General features: G+C 50.2%; 19 protein-coding genes. 1 reads left to right on the top strand and 18 read right to left on the bottom strand.

Annotation, left to right across the window (positions count from 1 at the left end; translation table 11 throughout):
* Positions 1 to 35: 35 nt before the first annotated feature.
* From C7R56_RS00900 to C7R56_RS00825, 15 genes are all read right to left on the bottom strand, one after another.
* On the bottom strand, positions 36 to 947 hold the full coding sequence (locus C7R56_RS00900) for a LysR family transcriptional regulator (RefSeq protein ID WP_107994759.1): 912 nt from the start codon (positions 945 to 947) through the stop codon (positions 36 to 38).
* Positions 948 to 1,319: 372 nt separating this feature from the next.
* Positions 1,320 to 1,574, bottom strand: coding sequence for a DUF6718 family protein (locus C7R56_RS00890; protein ID WP_107994757.1), 255 nt, complete (start codon positions 1,572 to 1,574; stop codon positions 1,320 to 1,322).
* A 101-nt stretch (positions 1,575 to 1,675) separates the two neighbouring features.
* On the bottom strand, positions 1,676 to 2,881 hold the full coding sequence (locus C7R56_RS00885; RefSeq protein WP_107994756.1) for a bactofilin family protein: 1,206 nt from the start codon (positions 2,879 to 2,881) through the stop codon (positions 1,676 to 1,678).
* A gap of 41 nt (positions 2,882 to 2,922) precedes the next feature.
* Positions 2,923 to 3,807, bottom strand: coding sequence for a VOC family protein (locus C7R56_RS00880; RefSeq protein WP_107994755.1), 885 nt, complete (start codon positions 3,805 to 3,807; stop codon positions 2,923 to 2,925).
* 185 nt (positions 3,808 to 3,992) lie between these two features.
* Positions 3,993 to 4,553, bottom strand: a complete 561-nt coding sequence (locus C7R56_RS00875) for an NUDIX hydrolase (RefSeq protein ID WP_107994754.1) — start codon at positions 4,551 to 4,553, stop codon at positions 3,993 to 3,995.
* Positions 4,554 to 4,583: 30 nt separating this feature from the next.
* On the bottom strand, positions 4,584 to 5,048 hold the full coding sequence (locus C7R56_RS00870) for a hypothetical protein (protein ID WP_107994753.1): 465 nt from the start codon (positions 5,046 to 5,048) through the stop codon (positions 4,584 to 4,586).
* A 47-nt stretch (positions 5,049 to 5,095) separates the two neighbouring features.
* The gene (locus tag C7R56_RS00865) at positions 5,096 to 5,959 is read right to left on the bottom strand and encodes a tRNA 2-thiocytidine biosynthesis TtcA family protein (protein WP_107994752.1); all 864 of its coding nucleotides are present in this window, start codon (positions 5,957 to 5,959) and stop codon (positions 5,096 to 5,098) included.
* 165 nt (positions 5,960 to 6,124) lie between these two features.
* Positions 6,125 to 6,937, bottom strand: a complete 813-nt coding sequence (locus tag C7R56_RS00860) for an aminotransferase class IV (protein ID WP_107994751.1) — start codon at positions 6,935 to 6,937, stop codon at positions 6,125 to 6,127.
* On the bottom strand, positions 6,934 to 8,313 hold the full coding sequence (gene pabB, locus C7R56_RS00855; RefSeq protein ID WP_199902953.1) for an aminodeoxychorismate synthase component I: 1,380 nt from the start codon (positions 8,311 to 8,313) through the stop codon (positions 6,934 to 6,936). Before pabB ends, C7R56_RS00860 begins: the two co-directional genes overlap by 4 nt.
* Positions 8,294 to 8,905, bottom strand: coding sequence for an anthranilate synthase component II (locus tag C7R56_RS00850; RefSeq protein WP_107994750.1), 612 nt, complete (start codon positions 8,903 to 8,905; stop codon positions 8,294 to 8,296). Before C7R56_RS00850 ends, pabB begins: the two co-directional genes overlap by 20 nt.
* 237 nt (positions 8,906 to 9,142) lie before the next feature.
* Positions 9,143 to 9,844 carry a molybdopterin-dependent oxidoreductase gene (locus C7R56_RS00845; protein ID WP_107994749.1) on the bottom strand — a complete coding sequence of 234 codons (702 nt, stop codon included), beginning with the start codon at positions 9,842 to 9,844 and terminating at the stop codon, positions 9,143 to 9,145.
* A gap of 30 nt (positions 9,845 to 9,874) precedes the next feature.
* Positions 9,875 to 10,546, bottom strand: coding sequence for a DUF3159 domain-containing protein (locus tag C7R56_RS00840; RefSeq protein ID WP_199902952.1), 672 nt, complete (start codon positions 10,544 to 10,546; stop codon positions 9,875 to 9,877).
* A gap of 4 nt (positions 10,547 to 10,550) precedes the next feature.
* Positions 10,551 to 10,886, bottom strand: coding sequence for a hypothetical protein (locus C7R56_RS00835; RefSeq protein ID WP_107994747.1), 336 nt, complete (start codon positions 10,884 to 10,886; stop codon positions 10,551 to 10,553).
* 166 nt (positions 10,887 to 11,052) lie between these two features.
* A complete protein-coding gene (gene uraA, locus C7R56_RS00830; RefSeq protein ID WP_107994746.1) occupies positions 11,053 to 12,321 on the bottom strand; it encodes a uracil permease in 1,269 nt (422 codons plus the stop codon).
* A gap of 305 nt (positions 12,322 to 12,626) precedes the next feature.
* On the bottom strand, positions 12,627 to 14,045 hold the full coding sequence (locus C7R56_RS00825; protein ID WP_107994745.1) for an aspartate ammonia-lyase: 1,419 nt from the start codon (positions 14,043 to 14,045) through the stop codon (positions 12,627 to 12,629).
* A 252-nt stretch (positions 14,046 to 14,297) separates the two neighbouring features.
* On the opposite strand from C7R56_RS00825, the gene C7R56_RS00820 reads away from it, so the two are divergent.
* Positions 14,298 to 14,738, top strand: a complete 441-nt coding sequence (locus tag C7R56_RS00820) for an Lrp/AsnC family transcriptional regulator (RefSeq protein WP_107994744.1) — start codon at positions 14,298 to 14,300, stop codon at positions 14,736 to 14,738.
* Positions 14,739 to 14,842: 104 nt separating this feature from the next.
* Here the strand turns inward: C7R56_RS00820 and C7R56_RS00815 are convergent, their stop codons facing one another.
* The 3 genes from C7R56_RS00815 to C7R56_RS00805 all read right to left on the bottom strand — a co-directional run bounded on the left by C7R56_RS00815 (position 14,843) and on the right by C7R56_RS00805 (position 18,359).
* Positions 14,843 to 16,351, bottom strand: a complete 1,509-nt coding sequence (locus tag C7R56_RS00815; RefSeq protein ID WP_107994743.1) for a DUF1846 domain-containing protein — start codon at positions 16,349 to 16,351, stop codon at positions 14,843 to 14,845.
* A 128-nt stretch (positions 16,352 to 16,479) separates the two neighbouring features.
* Positions 16,480 to 17,241, bottom strand: coding sequence for a YibE/F family protein (locus C7R56_RS00810; RefSeq protein WP_107994742.1), 762 nt, complete (start codon positions 17,239 to 17,241; stop codon positions 16,480 to 16,482).
* Complete coding sequence (locus C7R56_RS00805; protein ID WP_234402538.1) at positions 17,238 to 18,359, bottom strand: YibE/F family protein; 1,122 nt, start codon at positions 18,357 to 18,359, stop codon at positions 17,238 to 17,240. The genes C7R56_RS00810 and C7R56_RS00805 overlap by 4 nt, the downstream gene beginning before the upstream one ends.

The raw sequence follows: 18,359 nt of genomic DNA, 5'->3' as shown, positions 1-18,359 counted from the left end.
TAGCAACAGGCTATATCCTAAGCAGACCGAACCTATTAATTGCCATAGGTTCGGATCACTGCCTTCAGCTCCTTGATGTAGGCTGCTGCCTGCCGGCTGATTCCGGCTTTCTTGTTGGCGATCCAACCGATCACCATCCGGTCTTCGACATCCAAAGGTACGGAAACGATATCTGTGCCGTTCAACTCTTCACTAAGTACGCCGGTGGAGATGGTATAGCCATCCAAACCGATCACCAAGTTGAACAAAGTGGCGCGGTCGCTGACCAGTATGCTTTTTTTATGGAAGACGGTGCTGAGGATTTCTTCCGAAAAATAGAAGGAATTATGCTCGCCCTGTTCGAACGACAGGTAGGGATAATCCTCGAGATCCGCCAAGGTAACGCTTTGTTTGGTCGCCAACGGATTGCGGACGCTGACAAAGATGTGCGGTGCCGCTTCAAACAAAGGATGGAACTCCAATTGGCTCTCCTGCAGGATTTTTTTCAGCGCATTGCGGTTGAACGAATCCAGATAGAGGATGCCGATTTCACTCTGGAAACTTTTGACGTCCTCGATGATTTCATGCGTGCGCGTCTCGCGCAAGGTGAACTTGTATTCATCGGCTCCGCTCTTTTTGATCATGTTGACGAAGGCACTAACGGCGAACGCGTAATGTTGGGTCGAAATGGAACACAATTGCTTGGCTGGTTTCTTGTCGAGGTAGCGCTGTTCCAGCAACTCCGCTTGCTCGATCACCTGTTGGGCATACTTCAGGAATTCACTGCCTTCCGCGGTCAAAGTGATGCCTTTGGCGGTCCGGATGAACAGCTCCAGGCCGATTTCTTCCTCAAGATCCTTGATGGCATTCGAGAGACTAGGTTGCGAAATGAAGCATTTTTTGGCGGCTTCGTTGATCGATTTGTATTGGGCGACTGCCAGCATATATCTTAATTGTTTTAATGTCATGTTTCTTGCCTTACCTGTCCGGATCCCCTGAATGGCGGATACGCGCGGTAAAAGGCCCCCTCCTCTCGCTGCTTTGACCACCGAAGCGGTCCTGTGTTTGGGCTTTTTTGCTTCTGAATCGATTATACCAGATGGGTTCCCGCTCGACCAAGGCCGGGCTAATGCGGACTGGAAAACCGATGCCTGCTCCGGCGAAGACAACATCGGCCGGAGGAATGTCGGATTCCGGGCCGGCTGCTCCGGCCAGGCGGTGCCCGCCGGAGTTGCGGGCGAATCTGAAGTCGGTGCTACGGCCAGGCTTGCCTTCATCGGAGCACAATCAAAAAAGACCGGCGCGGCAGCATTCCCATATGCTTCCGCGCCGATACGATGCTATTTTTTCCGGCTGACTTTTTCTTCTATCGTGCGTTCGAATGTTTCTTTGTTGTCCGCCATCGCGATGGGCGCGTATTCCGGCCACGCCTCTTCAAGGGCTTCCGCGGAGTCCCCGCTCAGGAGGAGCACCTCGATTTTTCGGCCGAAACGTTGCTCCAACTCTTCCGAATAGCCCATAATGGATGGTACTGCATCGATTGCGATCGCTGCACTGCCGTTCTTTTTGAATGTCCTTGCCACTACGAATTTCATGCATTCACCTCAAAGTCCATTATAACAAATGGAGCGCGTTCTTGGTAAAAGAAAATGAAGCGTTTGTATTTCCATCCCGGACTTCCATTTTGCTGTTCCGGCTACAGATCCAATTCGGTCTGCACACTTGCTGTTTCAGGCGTAGCCCGATGATAGGCCATCACCAGCGATCCCAACCCTGCCATCACGATCAGCAAGGAACTCAGGAAGCCGATGAACGGAGGCATCCGCAAAACACCCAGGATGATCAATCCCAAAAGCACCAGCCAGACGCCTTTATGCAGCTCGGGCCACTTGAAACGATTCGCCAACCACTGTCCGAGGAACACTGCCACAATGATCCGCGACAGATACAAAGCAATCGGATAAACGGCGCCAAGGATGAGCGCGATCGGAATCCCGATGACGGTGACCATCGCCAAGATGATCATCGGCGGCACCACCAACAATGTCAGCAGACCGACACCCAACGTCTTCAGCGGCTGTTCAGCCAAGGGACGGGTTGTGTTTTGCCAAAAAGCGGGGCGCCAAATCCTAATCAGGAACCAAATCAGCAAAGCGCTCGCCAAGCTCCAAAGGAACCAGACAAACTTCATGTACGGCCTATTGGATTCCCTCACGGCAGTTGTTCCCTTATCCATCGTTTCGGCAAATTCCCAATCGGTGTCTCCGGCAATCGTTGCGCCGGCCCCGATGTCAGCTTCATTTTCACCCTTGTAGTTGAGGTCGCCCGCTATGTTGGCGCCGTCCTGGAGTTTCAGGCTGTCCGTCTGCAAGTTGGCATCCCCGCCAATCTGTCCGCTGAGCACAACCTCGGCTCCGCCCCCGAAGAGGTTGCGTTGGATAATCCCTTCCTGTAGGATGGTTGCACCCGCCACGAAGAGATCCCTGCCAACAGAAGCATCCTGTCCGATAGAAATATTCTGACCGGCGAAGAAAACATCGCTTTCCGATTGCCCATCAAAGGTGAGCGCTTGCCCCGCTCCATAAATATTGCCGGTCACCGTTCCCTTGATGGAAATTGTTTGGGCAGCCACAAAAAGATCACCGTTGATGTTGCCATTGATCCGCACATCCTGCCCGGAAACAAAAGTCGTCCCTTCCACATTTCCGTCTACCTTCACTACATTACCCGCAAAGAAACCCGGTCCTTCAATCGTCTCACCGGCAGCCAAATGATCCAGATTCTCCTCATTTAGGGTCGTGGCCGAAGCTACTCCAGAAAATCCCAACAAAATCGCCAAAAATAACAAGTTGATGCTCCAAAAAACACCTTTCCACCAAACCGTCTTTTTAACTCTTTTCATCCTGCATCCTTCTTTCATGCAACCATGCAAAAAAACAGTGACTAGGCTTCGTAAACTCTTCTCAGTTCCGCAAGATCCAATTTTTTCATTTTCAGAGTCGCCTCTGTGACGCGGGCCAATTTTTCAGGATCCGCGGTCTGCAGCATCTCGTTCATGTCCGTTGGAACGATCTGCCAAGATACCCCGTATTTATCCTTCAGCCATCCGCAATTTTCCGCTTCCGGGACGTAAGACAGGGCTTCCCAATAGTAATCGATTTCTTCCTGCGTTTCGCAATTGACGATGAAAGAGATGGCTTCATTGAATTCAAAATCATGGGCCTGAGCGCTGTCCATGGCTGCGAACGATTGGTCTTCCAATTTGAAAGAAGCGAACCTTACCGTCCCGGGCGCATCCGGTTCCTCCCCCACTCCGTAGTAATCCATTGCATCGATTGAGGTATCTGAAAATACAGCCTCATAGAAAAGGATTGCCTCCTCTGCTTTGCCGCACTGTTTTTTGGTGAACATCAGCGTCGGAGTCAATTTCTGTTCTATCTTCCGTTCGCCGACATGCATGATTTGCCAAGACAGGCCGTAACGGTCCTCCGTCCAGCCATACCTTTTGCTGAAGGGATAAGCATCCAACGGCATGAGCACCGCGCCGCCTTCCGAAAGTTTTTCCCAAAGAAAATCGATTTCCTTCATTGATGTGCAATCGATCCGGATGGAAATGGACGGATTGAAGCGGAAATACGGGCCTGCCGCGATCGCCATGAAATCCTGACCGGCCAACGTCATCGAAACAATATCGGCCGTTCCATATGGTGGTGGATTCTGGATTTGGCTGACGTTTGTGATTTTGGAATTATCGAACAGTGAGGTATAGAATGCGGCGGCTTCTGCTGCTTGCGTATCAAACCAAAAATGCGGAACAATTTTTTGCATATTTGAATTCCCCCTTGATCTCTTTCATGCCGGCCTCTACAGTGCAAATGGACAAAAAAAACAGCGGCTGCACCGACTCGCCGAAGCCGTTATTCGGCGCAGTCGATGCTCTCCCCTGTCATTATGCCACTTTTTGTTGGCGATGGAAAATGAGAACCATCGGCGCCGAGCGGCTATTTTTTTCGTTATTGCATTGTCTTCAATTTATCGTTCAGCTTGGCGTAAATGCCCTTCATGTAAGGTTCGCTGCACTTGGAAAGCGCCTCTTCCAATCCCATCCAAGCGACCCCACTGTTTTCGTCAGGTTTGACGCTCGTCTGTTGCGTCTCGTCAGCTTCCAGCAGGTAGGTCAGATTCAGATGCACATGCGTCCCTACCTGTTTGCCGTTTTTGACGTGCCCATCCACACTCAATATTTCGAGCGAAAAGAGCTTCTGCGAAATCGGCTTTACCTGCTCGATACCCGTCTCTTCCATCGTTTCCCGGATGGCCGTCGCCAAAAAATCGGTTTCGCCATCCATGTGGCCCCCGATCCAGGACCAGGACCTGTAGATGTTATGGTAGACCATCAGCACCTTGGTACGGTCGCGATTCACGACCCAACTCGAAGCGGTGAAGTGGGCGAACGCATTCTCACGCTTGAACAAATCATCGAATTGATCCAGATAGCGAAGCATCAGCTCACGGTCCTTTTCTTCCTGTTCATTAAAGGGAAAATAGTCCGCAAGCATTTTTCTGATTCCCATGCCAGCCTTCCTTTCGCATGCTTTTAGCGGTTAATTGGTTCGCGAGAAACCTTCATCATTCAGATAACCGACAGCTGCATCACGGGTTTTGAAAATCCCTTCCATTTGACCGTTCTTCAACGCAACCGACCACATCGGATTATCGTAGATCAGCAACAGAACATCTCCAGACCGATCCACCCATTTTTCCGAGTAGCCCTCCTCATAGCCGTCTTCGGTTTTTTTCAGAAAGGAAATCGCCTTTTCCAACAGGAAACGGATCCTTCCTTCATCGCTTTCCAATACGGAAATATAGCCTTTATCCGTCTCTTCTTTCGGCAGGTAGCCTGCATAAATGAAGGCATTGCCGTTTGGATGCAGGAAGCGGACAGCGATTTTGTGGTCCACCGCACTCGCATTGAAATGATAATTGATCCGGTTCATCGAGACCGGAACAGCCGTCAGTTCTTTATAATCATCAAATATCGCTTTTTTTTCTTCGAATGACAAGGTCATTTCTTTCAACTCCCTAATAATGTTCTCCGATTTTGCGGAGGTTCGACTCATTCTACCATATCTTGCTGCGGCCTTTCAGCCCCATCCGCGTATTTTTCCAGAAAATGATGCCTTCCGTCCCGATCTCGGGAAGAAATGATTTTTTCGAGGTTCACGCTCTGCACACTCTGGAAGATATTCGCGTCGATGAGCGGACTCGTTTCGCGCAGTTGGCCGATCAATGCCTTCATCTCTTTGCGCTTGAAACCTCCGATATCGCTCGGTTGATTATCGTACATTTCCGTGAAACGGCAGGCGCACTGGAGGAATGTCAATTGATGGTAGTCCTTCCAGGCGATGATATCCGCTTCCTTCACATGATAAAGCGGCCGGATCAGCTCCATCCCTTCGAAGTTCCGGCTGTGCAGCTTTGGCATCATCGTCTCGATGGTCCCGCCGTAGAACATATTCATCAAGATCGTCTCGATGACGTCATCGAAATGATGGCCCAAAGCGATCTTGTTGCAGCCGAGCTCCTGGGCTTTTTGGTACAGACTGCCCCTGCGCATGCGCGCGCAAAGATAACAGGGGGACGAGTCCACATTCTCAACGACATCAAAAATGGAGGACTCGAAAACGGTCAGCGGGATGTCCATCAATGCGGCATTATCCAAAATCTGTTGCTGGTTCTGTTCACTGTATCCCGGATTCATCGCCAAAAAGACCAGCTCGAATCGTATCGTGCCATGCCGTTGCAGCTCTTGCATCAGTTTAGCCATCAGCATCGAATCCTTCCCACCGGAGATGCAGACGGCTATCTTGTCGCCGTTCTGGATCAGTTCATATTCCTGGATCGCTTTTATGAAGGGCCGCCATAAGGATTTCCGGTATTTTTTGATGAGGCTTCTTTCGATTTGATCGCATTTTTCCATCTAATCGGTTTTCCTTTCTTGCGGGCTGTCTGAGTGGTTACTGTGGTTTTTTCTTTTGCTCCGGTGAACGGAGCCTTCGCAGGAGTTCACCCGACAGTTTGCATGCCTTCTCCGATAAAAACAACTTCATCGGAGTTTCGGCTAGGAATCAACGGTGTGCTCCGCTTAGCGCCCGTTTCCTCGGAGCTGGGGCACTACTTGATATTCCTTTAGGTCGAAGTACTTGTCCTCCAAACGGCTGACCGGCATAATCCCCATCAACGCATTGGTCAAAAAAACCTCGTCCGCGTCAAACAGTTCTTCCTGAAGATAGCTGCCTTCATGAATCGGCATACCCAACTCCAGGCACTGTTGGATGACCCTTTCCCTGGCTGTCCCCTCAAGGATGCCGCAGGCCGCAGCGGGTGTGTAAACCTCGCGAGCCTTGACCCAAAAAATATTGGCGACGCATCCCTCGGCAACCTGTCCTTGGGTATTCAAGAAAAGAGCTTCATCAAAGCCTCTCTGGACGGCCGCCTCCTTTTCCAGGATGTTTTCCGCATAGTTCATGCTTTTGATGCTGACAAGCTTGGAGAATTCGTTCCTTCTCGCATCGGCCAGGCATACTTTCAAGCCTGTCGCGTATTCCTCTTTGTAGGTTTTCATTCCTGTCAGGATCAGGATATCCGCTTCCTGATGCGCCTGTTTTTCCGGGGTCGGTTTGCTGCAGACGACCTTTACGAAACCTTCGGAAACGCCATTCAGCTTCAGCAATTTTTCGATGATCGGCTGGAGGTCGGTTTCTTGATAGGGGCAAGTCATCCCCAGAACCGACAGCGCACGGACCATGCGTGTGTAATGTTGGTCCAGAAACAGCGCTTGTTTACCGGAAACGCGGATCGTCTCAAAAACTCCGTATCCGTACATGAAGCCTGGGGACAGCGGACTGATCAGCGCTGCATCTTCCTCAAGATAGGCCGTATTCAAAAATACTTTCATTCGTTTTCCCCTTCCGGCAATTCCGCCTGCAGCGCCTCGATGAGTGCCTTTGCCTTCACAAGCGTCTCCTCGTATTCCATTTCCGCATCCGAATCCCAGACGATTCCGCCGCCGACCTGAAAATAGGCGGTGTCGCCTTTCTGCAGGATCGTCCGGATGACGATGTTCAGATCGGCATCGCCGTTGAAGCCGACATAGCCTATCGATCCGGTATAGACGTTGCGCTGGGTCGGCTCGATTTCATCGATGATTTCCATCGCCCTGATTTTCGGCGCACCCGTTATCGATCCGCCCGGAAAGGCGGCTTTGATGCAATCGAGCGCATGGATGCCTTCCTCCAACTCCCCTTCCACTGTCGAAACGAGCTGGAAAACCGTGCTGTAGTCTTCGATATGGTACATTTCCGTGACCTTGACGCTGCCTGTTTTGCAGACCCGGCCCAAATCATTGCGCATCAGATCGACGATCATCAGCAATTCGGCACGGTCCTTCTCGCTTTCTAACAGCTCCTGGCGATTGGCGCTATCCTCTTGTTCGGTGGCGCCCCGTGGACGGGTGCCTTTGATCGGCCTCGTCTGCACCTTGCCGTTGCGGATCTGCAGGAACCGCTCCGGCGAGCTGCTCAACAGCTGCCCCATACCGAAGTCGATGTACGCGGCGAAGGGAGCCGGGTTGATGTTGCGCAAGCGCGTGTACAGCTCGTAGGGCGATGCTTCCGTACGGCATTGGAAGCGTTGGGTCATGTTGACCTGATAGATGTCGCCGGACCGGATATACTCCTTGATGCGCGCAATCGCCGTCAAATAGTAATCCTTTGTCATGTTCGCAGTGAGCTTCGGTCTGGCTTCGCTTGTCAATTCAAAGTCCGCAGCCGGAAAATGCATCCCTTCCGCTGCCGTAATAGCCTTTTCCACCTCGGTAACCCACTTTTCCGGATCGCCGAAGAACCCCGGCGAGGCAAGATGGACTTTTCCCAAAAGATGATCCACCACAATCGCCCCATCATAGATGCCAAAAAAGCTGTCCGGAATCTGAACATCATCGTGCGCTTCCTTCGGCAACCGTTCCACCTGATGGCGCAACTCATAGCCGAAGTAACCGACAGCTCCGCCGATGAAAGGAAGCTCGCCTGCATAGTCCAGCTGATATTCTTCCAATAGTGCTTTCAGTTCTGCAAAAGCATCCACGCCCGCTTTGACAGTCAGCGTCATTTCAGGATCGAATCCGATGAAGGAATAGCGTCCCAACTTTTCCGGATCCATCCCGCTGTCAAGGAAAAAACAATGCTTGCGTTCGCGGAACAAAGAGAACAGTTCGAAGCTCGAAAGTCCGGTAACGATTTCCTTGATCACGATCTCAGTCGCTCTGTTTTCCATCAAAAATCGCCCCTTCCCGCTTTTTTTTGGCGCGCTCATAAAAGTTGCGCAACATATCCAACCCATGTTCCGTCAGGATCGCCTCGGGATGGAACTGGACCCCCTCGATCAACTCTTGCCGATGAAGAAAGCCCATGATTTCGCCATCCGCTGTCCAAGCTGTGACCTCCAGTGCATCCGGAAGGCTTCCCTTTTCCACGATCAAAGAATGGTATCTTGTGACATTCAGCGGGTTTTTCAAGCCTTGGAAGACGCCTTTGCCGGTGTGTTGGATGGCGTGAACCTTGCCATGGACAGGTTCTTTCGCCTTCACGATTTCCGCGCCGAACAGCCCGGCGATCGTCTGATGACCCAAGCAGATGCCCAGAATCGGGACAGTCCCTGCGAAATGTCTGACGACATCCAGACTGATGCCCGCTTCATCAGGTGTCTTCGGACCCGGGGAAATCAGGATCATCAGCGGATCCAGTGCCGCTATCTCATCGATCGTTATCTTATCGTTCCGTTTCACCACAACGCTCTCATCCAATTGTTTCAGGTATTGGACGAGGTTGTAGGTGAAAGAATCATAATTATCTATTACAAGTATCATACGTATCCTCATCAATATTATTATTTTTATGCTCTAGCGTCTATCATTTCCCATGTATCTGGCGAACCTTATAAAATGATAGGTCCATCATACCAAAAGCTGAGACTCCAGCCTATAGTTTTGAGAAAACTGACTTATGACGAAAAAATGACCTGGACAAAAGCCCGGGCCATTCTGTCTTTACCGAACGCGGCAACCTGCGCGGATACAGTCTGAAAGTCACTGCCGCCGCTCTATTCAGGGTTTGACATCCGCATCATTGTCAAACCCCCGCTGTTCCCAATAGCCTTCATAGTCCGCATCATCGGACAGCTCAATCCGGGTGATCCATTTGATCCATTTGTATCCCAGTTTATCTTCCGCTACCAGCTGGAATGGAAAGCCTCTTTCTGGTGGCAACACTACTCCATTCATCTTATAGGCGATCATCAATTGCCTGTCCATGATCGTCTGCAGCGGCAGGGCTGTGCTGTAGCCATCTTCTGAATAAAAAATGACTGTATCGGCGCTTGCCTGAACATCCACTCCTTCGAACAGGTCCGCAAGCAGAACCCCTTCCCAAAGGATGTCGACGCTCCATCCTTCCACGCAATGCAGCGTCACAACCTTTGTGTACTTCTGATTGTCCAACACTTCATCGTAGGATAAGGAAACCGGCTGCTCGACCAAGCCGTCAATCGTCAGCGTGTAGGCATCTATGTCTATGTACTGGGGACCTTTGATTGAGTTTTCCCGAAAATCGGTCAAAGAAGACAGATCTTGTCCTTCGTATTCGGTCACTTCGATTTTGGTCAGTTCTTCCAGACCAGTCTCACTGGTGTCGCCATCATTGGATGTTCCGCAGCCAAAAAGCAACAGACTCAGCAACAAAAACAGGCATTTTCCGGGAATACAATTGGCATAGCGGCCCTTTTCTGCAATTATTTCCGCTCTTCTCATCAAAACGCCTTCTTTCCGAAACCCTTCCGATTAAAAACCACGTGTCTGCCCTTCCCACGGTTGCAATTTCCCTTCCCGGTGTTCCTCCACGCTTGGCCCTTTAAGATTGCGGAGGCGCCAAATGCCATAGAGATAGCTGAGGATCAATCCAGCGATCGTGAACGGAAGCCCCAAGAGCGTATTGGTCCAAGCCAACTCGATAATATCGCCACGCTTGAAAAGAATGACCTGCAAAACCAAGCGCATCAGAAAAAACAGAAACCAAAGAACCGTCACTTCCTGATAGGCCGGCTTCACATCCTTGCGCCAATACCAATCCAAATCCCACCCGCGCGTCAGATGGCTCGTCAGAGCGGCCATCGGTTTCCCCAGGCTGAGGCTCACCAGCGCCGCCACTACGAGCAGCGCGCTGGTCGCTAGTTTGGGGAGGTAATAATTGGCGGCATTATTGGAAAAATAAGCGATTCCGGAGGCAACTATAACCCCCAGCAATCCACCCACGGCATACCGCAACGGTTGTTTCCGGGTCCACCGGATGATGCCCAACAGTACAGCCAAAGCAATCGCCAAAATGCTTGCGACAGTCAACTGATAGCTGCCGTTGACGATCGCAAACAACAAGGGAGGCAATAGAGCATCGAAAGTCTTCCCCGAAATGACCAGCTTCAATTCTTCCGAAATTTCCTTTATTTTGGCTTTCAAATCATCAGCCCCTATCAGCGAATCTGTAGGCGACATACTCGATGATGACACCGTAGATGATGCCTGCCGCAAAACCGACAGCATCTTCGAATCCTGTAGCGCTATAAAAGGCGAAGGAAACCAACAGCCCCAGTATCGCGCCGCGCCCCAATGCTCGTTTCAATTCCTGCATTTCCTTTGCAAGACCGATGATGACACCCATCAACAGCCGGTTATACCAGAAGGCGAACAGATACAGCGCCTCCTTCTCAAATCCGGAACGCAATTGGGCACCCACGATGCAGACTACGCCCAAAAGAGCCCCCATTACGATAGAAAGCTTCATCCTATTCGTCAACATGTTCTCAACTCCCCTCATCTGTCAGCATGAAAATCAGCCTGCTCATTCGCCTACATTATACTACTGCTGTTCAAAAAAGCGAAAATGACGGCTCCCGCCCGGAAAATTTCGGGTTGGAGCCGTCATAAATTTTAATAAGCTGACGCAGTCAAGAGAACGTAGATTCTCAGTCTGTTTCGTTCATCCAGCCTGCTTTATCGAACAGGTAGAACGATAAGCTCAAAATGATGCCGACAACACTGGCTAAGACCATTCCGCTTAATTGGATGCCTGCAAATTGAACTTTCAGGCCGCTCAATCCCGTCACGAAAACGATGGATGTCAAGATCAGATTCTTGGATTTGCTGTAGTCCACTTTTTCTTCAACCAACAGACGCAAGCCGCTGGTGCCGATCATACCGTAAAGCAAGAACGTAACGCCACCGATGACGTCACCAGGAATGGTGGAAATCAGTGCCGCCAACGGTCCAAAGAAGGACATGACCATGGAGAAAATCGCAGCACCGGCGATGACGCGCACGCTATAGACACGTGTGATGGCCATTACCCCGATGTTTTCACCATAAGTCGTTGTCGGAACACCACCGATCAAACCGGATAAAGCAGATGCAAAGTAATCAGCAAACAGGGAACGGTGCAAGCCCGGATCTTTGATCAGATCGCGGCCGACGACGTTGGAAGTAACCACCTGGTGTCCAATATGCTCCGAAGTCAACACAAGCAAAACCGGAAGCATCGTCAAGATGGCATTCATATCAAATTTCGCCAATTGGAAATGGGGCATCGTAAACAAGGATGCTTCCATTACCGGAGTGAAGTCGACCATGCCGAACGCAATCGCAGAAATGTATCCAACGACGATGGCGATCAGAATAGGGATAGTGGACAAGAAACCTTTGAAGAGTACGGAACCTAGGACAGCCGTGCCCAAAGTAATGAAAAAGACAGCGAAGTTCTGTGCTGTCGCAGTGTCGGTCATCAAGTTCGCACCGATCGATCCTCCTTGAATCGTAAGGTGAGCCAGCTCCAGACCGATCAAGGCCACAACAGCCCCCATCGCTGCAGGCGGAAGGACAACATCGATCCACTTTGTGCCGACGCGATAGATGACGAAGGCCATAATACAGCCAATGATACCTAAGACGACGAAACCGCCCTGCGCATACTCAAAGCCTTGATTAGCGATGATGATGCTTGTCGGTCCGATGAAGGCAAAGCTTGAACCAAGATAGGCCGGCGATTTCCCTTTTGTGATCCAAATGAATAACAGCGTGGCGACCCCGTTCATCAATAATACGATGCTCGGATCAATACCGAAAATGATAGGAACAAGCACTGAAGCACCGAACATTGCGAAAGTATGTTGCAAACTAAGCGGAATCAGCAAATTTGCAGGCACCTTTTCGTCAACCTGAATAATTTTCTTTGAAGACATTCTATATTTCCTCCTATAGGCGCAAAAAAAAGCCCTTGAATTATGATATTCGCAAAAGGACCTAAGGTATCAAATATTCGATTTGTTACCCTTTTTAATCTCTCAGGATTAGTTTAAAGGACTCTGCTTCGCTTATTTTAGCAATAATAGTGATGGAATACAATTATAAATTGATTAGATAATCCCGCTTTCGGCCGATGAAGCTCGGTTCGAAAACTGCTGCTATTTTTTAGGATTACAAATTCGGGACCGCCAGAAAGCCTTGAATCAACCTGTCAGGCGTTCTGGCGGTCCCTACAATTCAATCAGACAGCCTTACCTGCCAGCAAGACTAGCTCCGCCGGTATGCCGGCCATGCGTTTGAGATCAAGGATGCTGTCCGTTTCCTCAACCGAGAACAGGTTTTTTTCAAGCACCAATTCCCTGACGGTTTTGCCAGTCTTCAGTGATTCTTTGGCGATTGCGCTGGCTTTTTGGTAGCCAATCGTCGGGCAGAGGGCAGTCGCGATGCCGGCACTCTCTTCCACCTGTTTGTAGCAGACCATCTCATTGGCTTGGATCCCTGTGATGCAGTTGACAGTCAGCGTAGCGACCGCATGCGCCAAGCAATCGATCGATTCAAACAACGAATGGAAAATGATCGGCTCGAAGGCATTCAGCTCCAACTGTCCGGATTCGGCAGCCATCGTGATGGTCAGATCGTTTCCGATTACGCGGAAAGCGACTTGCGAAACGACTTCGGGTATCACCGGATTCACTTTTCCCGGCATGATCGAAGAGCCGTTTTGCTTAGCCGGTAAATTGATTTCACCGATGCCAGCCCTTGGACCACTCGACAACAAACGCAGATCATTGCTCATCTTAGACAAGTTCACCGCTGCCGTCTTGATGGCCGCCGACACCCTGACGAAGCCATCCACGTTCTGGGTCGCATCGAAAAGATCCTCCGCCTGCGTGAAAGCGATCCCCGCTTCTTCACTCACGAAGGCGGTTATGTTTTCCAAATATTCCGGCGTCGCATTGATTGCATTGCCGATTGCGGTCCCGCCGAGATTGATGCTCTTCATCTCTTCCGCAGCGCCCAAGAGGTGGCGGATATCCCTTTTGACGAAGGATCGATAAGCTTGGAACGTTCTTCCCAAAGTGGTCGGAACCGCATCCTGCATTTGCGTCCGTCCCATTTTGATGACTCCGGCGAATTCTTCGGCCTTATCAGCCAACGCGCTCTCCAGCTTTCCCAGTTCGGCAATCAACTCCGGAAGCAATTGAAGGACAGTCATTTTCCCAGCTGTCGGAAAGACATCATTCGTAGACTGGCAGAGATTCACATCGTCATTCGGATGAACGATGCGGTAGTCGCCCTTTCTCCCGCCCAATATTTCGATGGCGCGATTGGCGATGACTTCATTGGCGTTCATATTGGCCGAGGTCCCGGCACCGCCTTGGATGGCATCCACGATGAAGGCTTCATGAAAATATCCCGCCACAATTTCGTCGCAGGCTTGGACGATCGCATCCTTTTTTCCGACTGCCAGGTTACCCGACTGAGCATTCACAACAGCTGCGGCTTTCTTGATTCGCGCCAGATTGCTGATCAATTCCGGATGCAGCTTCGTGCCCGTGATGGAGAAATTTTCCTTTGCACGCGACGATTGCACACCATAATACGCTTCTGTGGGTACTGCTAACGTTCCGATCGAGTCTGCTTCAATTCTCATGTTCATCTCTGTTTGCCCCCTGAAATTTTTCTATAATTCATAGTCCAAACAATACCACCCCTGCAAACTGAATGAAACAGCTCAAAGGAAGTTGCGAACAAAACCTGCATATTCGACATTTCCGCAGAAGAATCACACGCTATTTCCCATGTAACTTTATTTTCTTAAGTCATGTCAGCATTCGTTTGCTTCCCTTGGTAGGTCTGATATAGAATCTTAAGAATACAAAGCAAGCAAGAACTTGGGAAGGAGCCTCTGATGGATAAAATCGACAAGCAAATTTTGAACATTTTGCAGACTAATGCACGAGCTTCCCTGAAGGAAATCGGCGAGGCCACCTTTTTGTCTTCTCCGGCGATTTCAGCAAGAATCGCCCAGCTGGAAAGGAACGGCATCATCACGGATTACGGCGCCCATGTGAACCTGCAGACGCTGGGCTACAATATCAAAGCTTTCATCAATCTGGAGGTCGATCCAAAGCAAAAACCGGTATTTTATCCTTTCGTGGACAGCATCCCGAATGTGTTGGAATGCAACTGCGTGACAGGAGAATTCTCGATGCTGCTGAAAGTCGCCTTTCCGACGACGAATGAATTGGACACTTTTATCGGGGAACTGCAGCAGTTCGGCAAGACCTACACCCAGGTCGTCTTCTCCACCTCGGTTGGTCCCAGGGGCATCCATTTTGAGGACCACTAATGATTCTAATCTATGCTAAAAAACTATCCGTTCCCGAAAAAGACAGGGAGCGGATAGTCTTTGAAAGTAGTTTCTGACGATTAATCGCAAATCATCAAACTCTCTTATACGTAATATAGATTTTCGGATGGATATACCGGATCGCAAGTGATATCGAGGCCAAGATTCCGAAGGATCTGATCATCGTCTTTGTTCAGGATGACAGTCGAGTGTGCCTGCACATCCTTCAGTTCGGAAAGTTTATCGTAGGCCAGCTGAGCGGTCGGATTGGTGACCGCTGAAATGGATAAGGCGATCAGGATCTCATTCGCGGTCAAGGTCGGAATGCGTTTATGCAGACCTTCGCTCTTCAGCTTTTTGATCGGCTCCAGAATGACCGGGGACAGCAACAGGATGTCGTCAGAAATGTTCGCTAAGGCTTTGATTGCGTTCACGATGGCGGAAGAACACGCATCCATCAGATCGGAAGTTCTGCCGGTGATGATCCGTCCGTCGTTCAACTCAAAAGCGATGACAGCCGGAATCTCGTTGTCGACCGCGCGTTTCATCAAACGCTTCGCATATTCGCGAGCAGGCTTCACGGGAGCCCGGTCTTCTTGCTTCAATTCGACCTCTTCCATGATCAGGCGCATATGGTTACGCGTCTCTTCATCGCTCAGGCCTTTCTTGTAGTCGCATTCCGTGTCGAAGCTGCGGCGGATGATTTCCTGCTTGGACGCTTCCCGGATCGCTTCATCGTCGGTGATGCCGAATCCGACCCGATTGACGCCCATGTCAGTCGGTGATTGGTAGACGGATTCCTTGCCGGTGATGCGCTCGATGATGCGTTTGATGACCGGGAAAGTCTCCAAATCGCGGTTGTAGTTGACCGCCACTTCGTTGTAGGTCTCAAAATGATAGTTGTCCATCATGTTGACGTCCTTCAGATCGACAGTTGCGGCTTCATAGGCGATGTTCAGCGGGTGCTTCAACGGAACGTTCCATACCGGGAAAGTCTCGAACTTGGAATAGCCGGCTGCGCGCCCTTGACGGCGTTCGTGATACAGCTGGTTCAGGCAGGTCGCCAACTTGCCGCTGCCGGGGCCTGGAGCGGTCACGACGACAATCGGTTTCGTCGTCGGAATGTACGTGTTCTGGCCGAAGCCTTCTTCGCTGACGATCGTTTCGATATTGGAAGGATAGCCTTCGATGGCGCCATGGGTATAGACTTTGATATCGCGTTTTTCGAGTTTGTTGATGAACACTTTTGTGGCCGGCTGTCCGTTGTAGCGCGTGATGACGACACTGTTGACGGCCAATCCGTATTCCCTTAGCTCATCGATCAGACGGAAGACGTCCATGTCATAGGTGATGCCGTAGTCGCCACGGATTTTGTTGCGTTCGATATCCCCTGCATACACACAGATCAGGATCTCCGCTTGGTCCTTCAATTTCTGCAGCAACTTGATTTTGGCATCTTCGTCGAACCCAGGCAAAACGCGTTTCGCATGCTTGTCACCGATCAGTTTCCCTCCGAACTCAAGATACAATTTATCGTAATTGTTGACCCGTTCCAGGATATATTTCGATTGTTCTTCAATGTATTTTTGCGGATCAAAGCCGATTTTTTTCATCTGTTTTCCTCCAATATCTGAATTGTGTGTCTGTGTACTTGCCGTTACGCGTCAGCTGACTCGTCCGTAACGTTTTGATTTCAACTCTAACAATTATAGAGTATTTTCTTTGATTGGCAATACGTATTTTAAGCCCGCGGTGATTGGTTCAACAGCATGCGCGCTGTGACCCAGGCAGTGAGCGGGATGATTCCGGTCACTCCGATGCCGATGACAAACATGGAGAGCACTTCCGAGACAAGCACCTTTGCGTTCAGTGCCTCCCCAAAAGAATAGGACAGATCCCTGAACCATAGGAAAAGAGCGAGGTAACCGCCGATGAATGAAAAATACAGCGTATTCGTTGTCGTTCCGATGATATCCTTGCCGATCGTCATCCCTGACCGGAATAATTCCCTCTCGCCCAACTGTGGGTTGCGGTGATGGACTTCATGCAACGAGGATGAGATGGAAATAGCCGTATCCGTGATGGCCGCTATCGTTCCTGTAATCATCGTGCAAATACCGATTTGAACAAAATCCACATTCACAAAAAAGGAAAGCGTGGTGTACTCTTCCACTTCCTCAGGACCGAAGCCCTGTATCATCGCAAACCGATGCACGACAATGATCAACAACAGCAAGAAAAACGTTGTGACAATCGTGGCGATAAAAGCCGCCTTGGTTTTGATGTTCACGCCGTTTATGTAGAATAAATTGATGTACCCTACCACCGAACAAGCCAGCAGGGTCACAAAAAGAGCAGGAAAGCCATTGATCAATAGCAGCACCAATATATAGAGGACCGCAAAGTTGAAAAACAACGACAGGAACGAAGAAACCCCTCGTCTGCCGCCCACCGCCCCCATCATCAGCAAAAGCAAGAGAGCCAATACCAACTGCACGCTCATTGTTGATCACCCGCTTTCTTAGGAATCAGACGGACGGCTGTGAACATAGCCAGCGGAACCGTCAAAACAATGCCGATACTGCCTGCCAAGGCCCGGGTAATTTCCAAAGATAATTGCATCGAAAAGGTATGGAACACATCGGAGCCGTTCTCCAGATAAAAAACGAGTGTGGGAATCGCTCCGCTGACATAGGCAAAAAGCAGCACATTCGCCATCGTCCCCATGATGTCCTTGCCGATTTCGCGTCCGGACTGCAATAAGGCTCCGGCGGATATCGCAGGGTCTTTTTCGTACAGTTCCTGGATGGCTGCGGTCATTGTGATGGCGACATCCATCACCGCACCCAGCGAGCCAATCAAAATGCTCGACAGGAAGATGCGCCGCGGGTAATGCGTCACAAACTGCATTTCCTCATAACGCAGGCCCTGCCCGTTCGTCAAGGCAATGACCCCGTAAGCGATGATTAAAGTCATGAATGTTCCGATCAAAGTGGAAAGGATGGCTGCGTAAGTCTTTCTGTTTTTCCCGCTGACCAAGAACAGCGTCAGGATGGTCCAACCGATCACTGCAGCACTGCTGATCCATAATAGTTGGGCGTTATCCGCAATTTCATAACTGTCCAGAGCTAGGCTGAACAGAAAAATGTTCCCCGCTATGCTGACGAGGGAAAGCAGGCCTTTTTTCCCCGCTACCGCCACAAGCACGAAAAGAAACAAGGCACCCAAAAGGGCAACATATTTATCCCGCTTTACTCCGATTATTTTGCCTGTCACTGCATCCGAAGCACTCTCGCTAAGAGAAAGGAAAACTTCATCGCCTGAACGGTACATCTGGCTATAGGCAAGTGAGTCGGAATAGTTGTTTTCTATCATGACCTGCGCCCCTTTCGACTCCCCGTTCATCAGTACAGCCGTCAGTTTTTGGTTGTATACGTGATAGCTTTCCCGATTGGCGCCGATCGTTTCATTGGTTCCAATGGCTTCCGCTGCAATGATTTTGGCGATTGGTTCTTCGTACCACGCGTAGTTATGGTAGCTGAACAGCGTCAAAAACCCCAAAAATGCCGCAAATAAGGTCAAGAATATCGCTTTTTTCCTGACCAACAATCCTTTTTTCAT

This window comes from Trichococcus paludicola (assembly GCF_003052295.1).
Taxonomy (GTDB): Bacteria; Bacillota; Bacilli; order Lactobacillales; family Aerococcaceae; genus Trichococcus; species Trichococcus paludicola.
The sequence above is the reverse complement of the archived record's forward strand: the minus strand, read 5'-3'. Positions and strand labels throughout refer to the sequence as shown.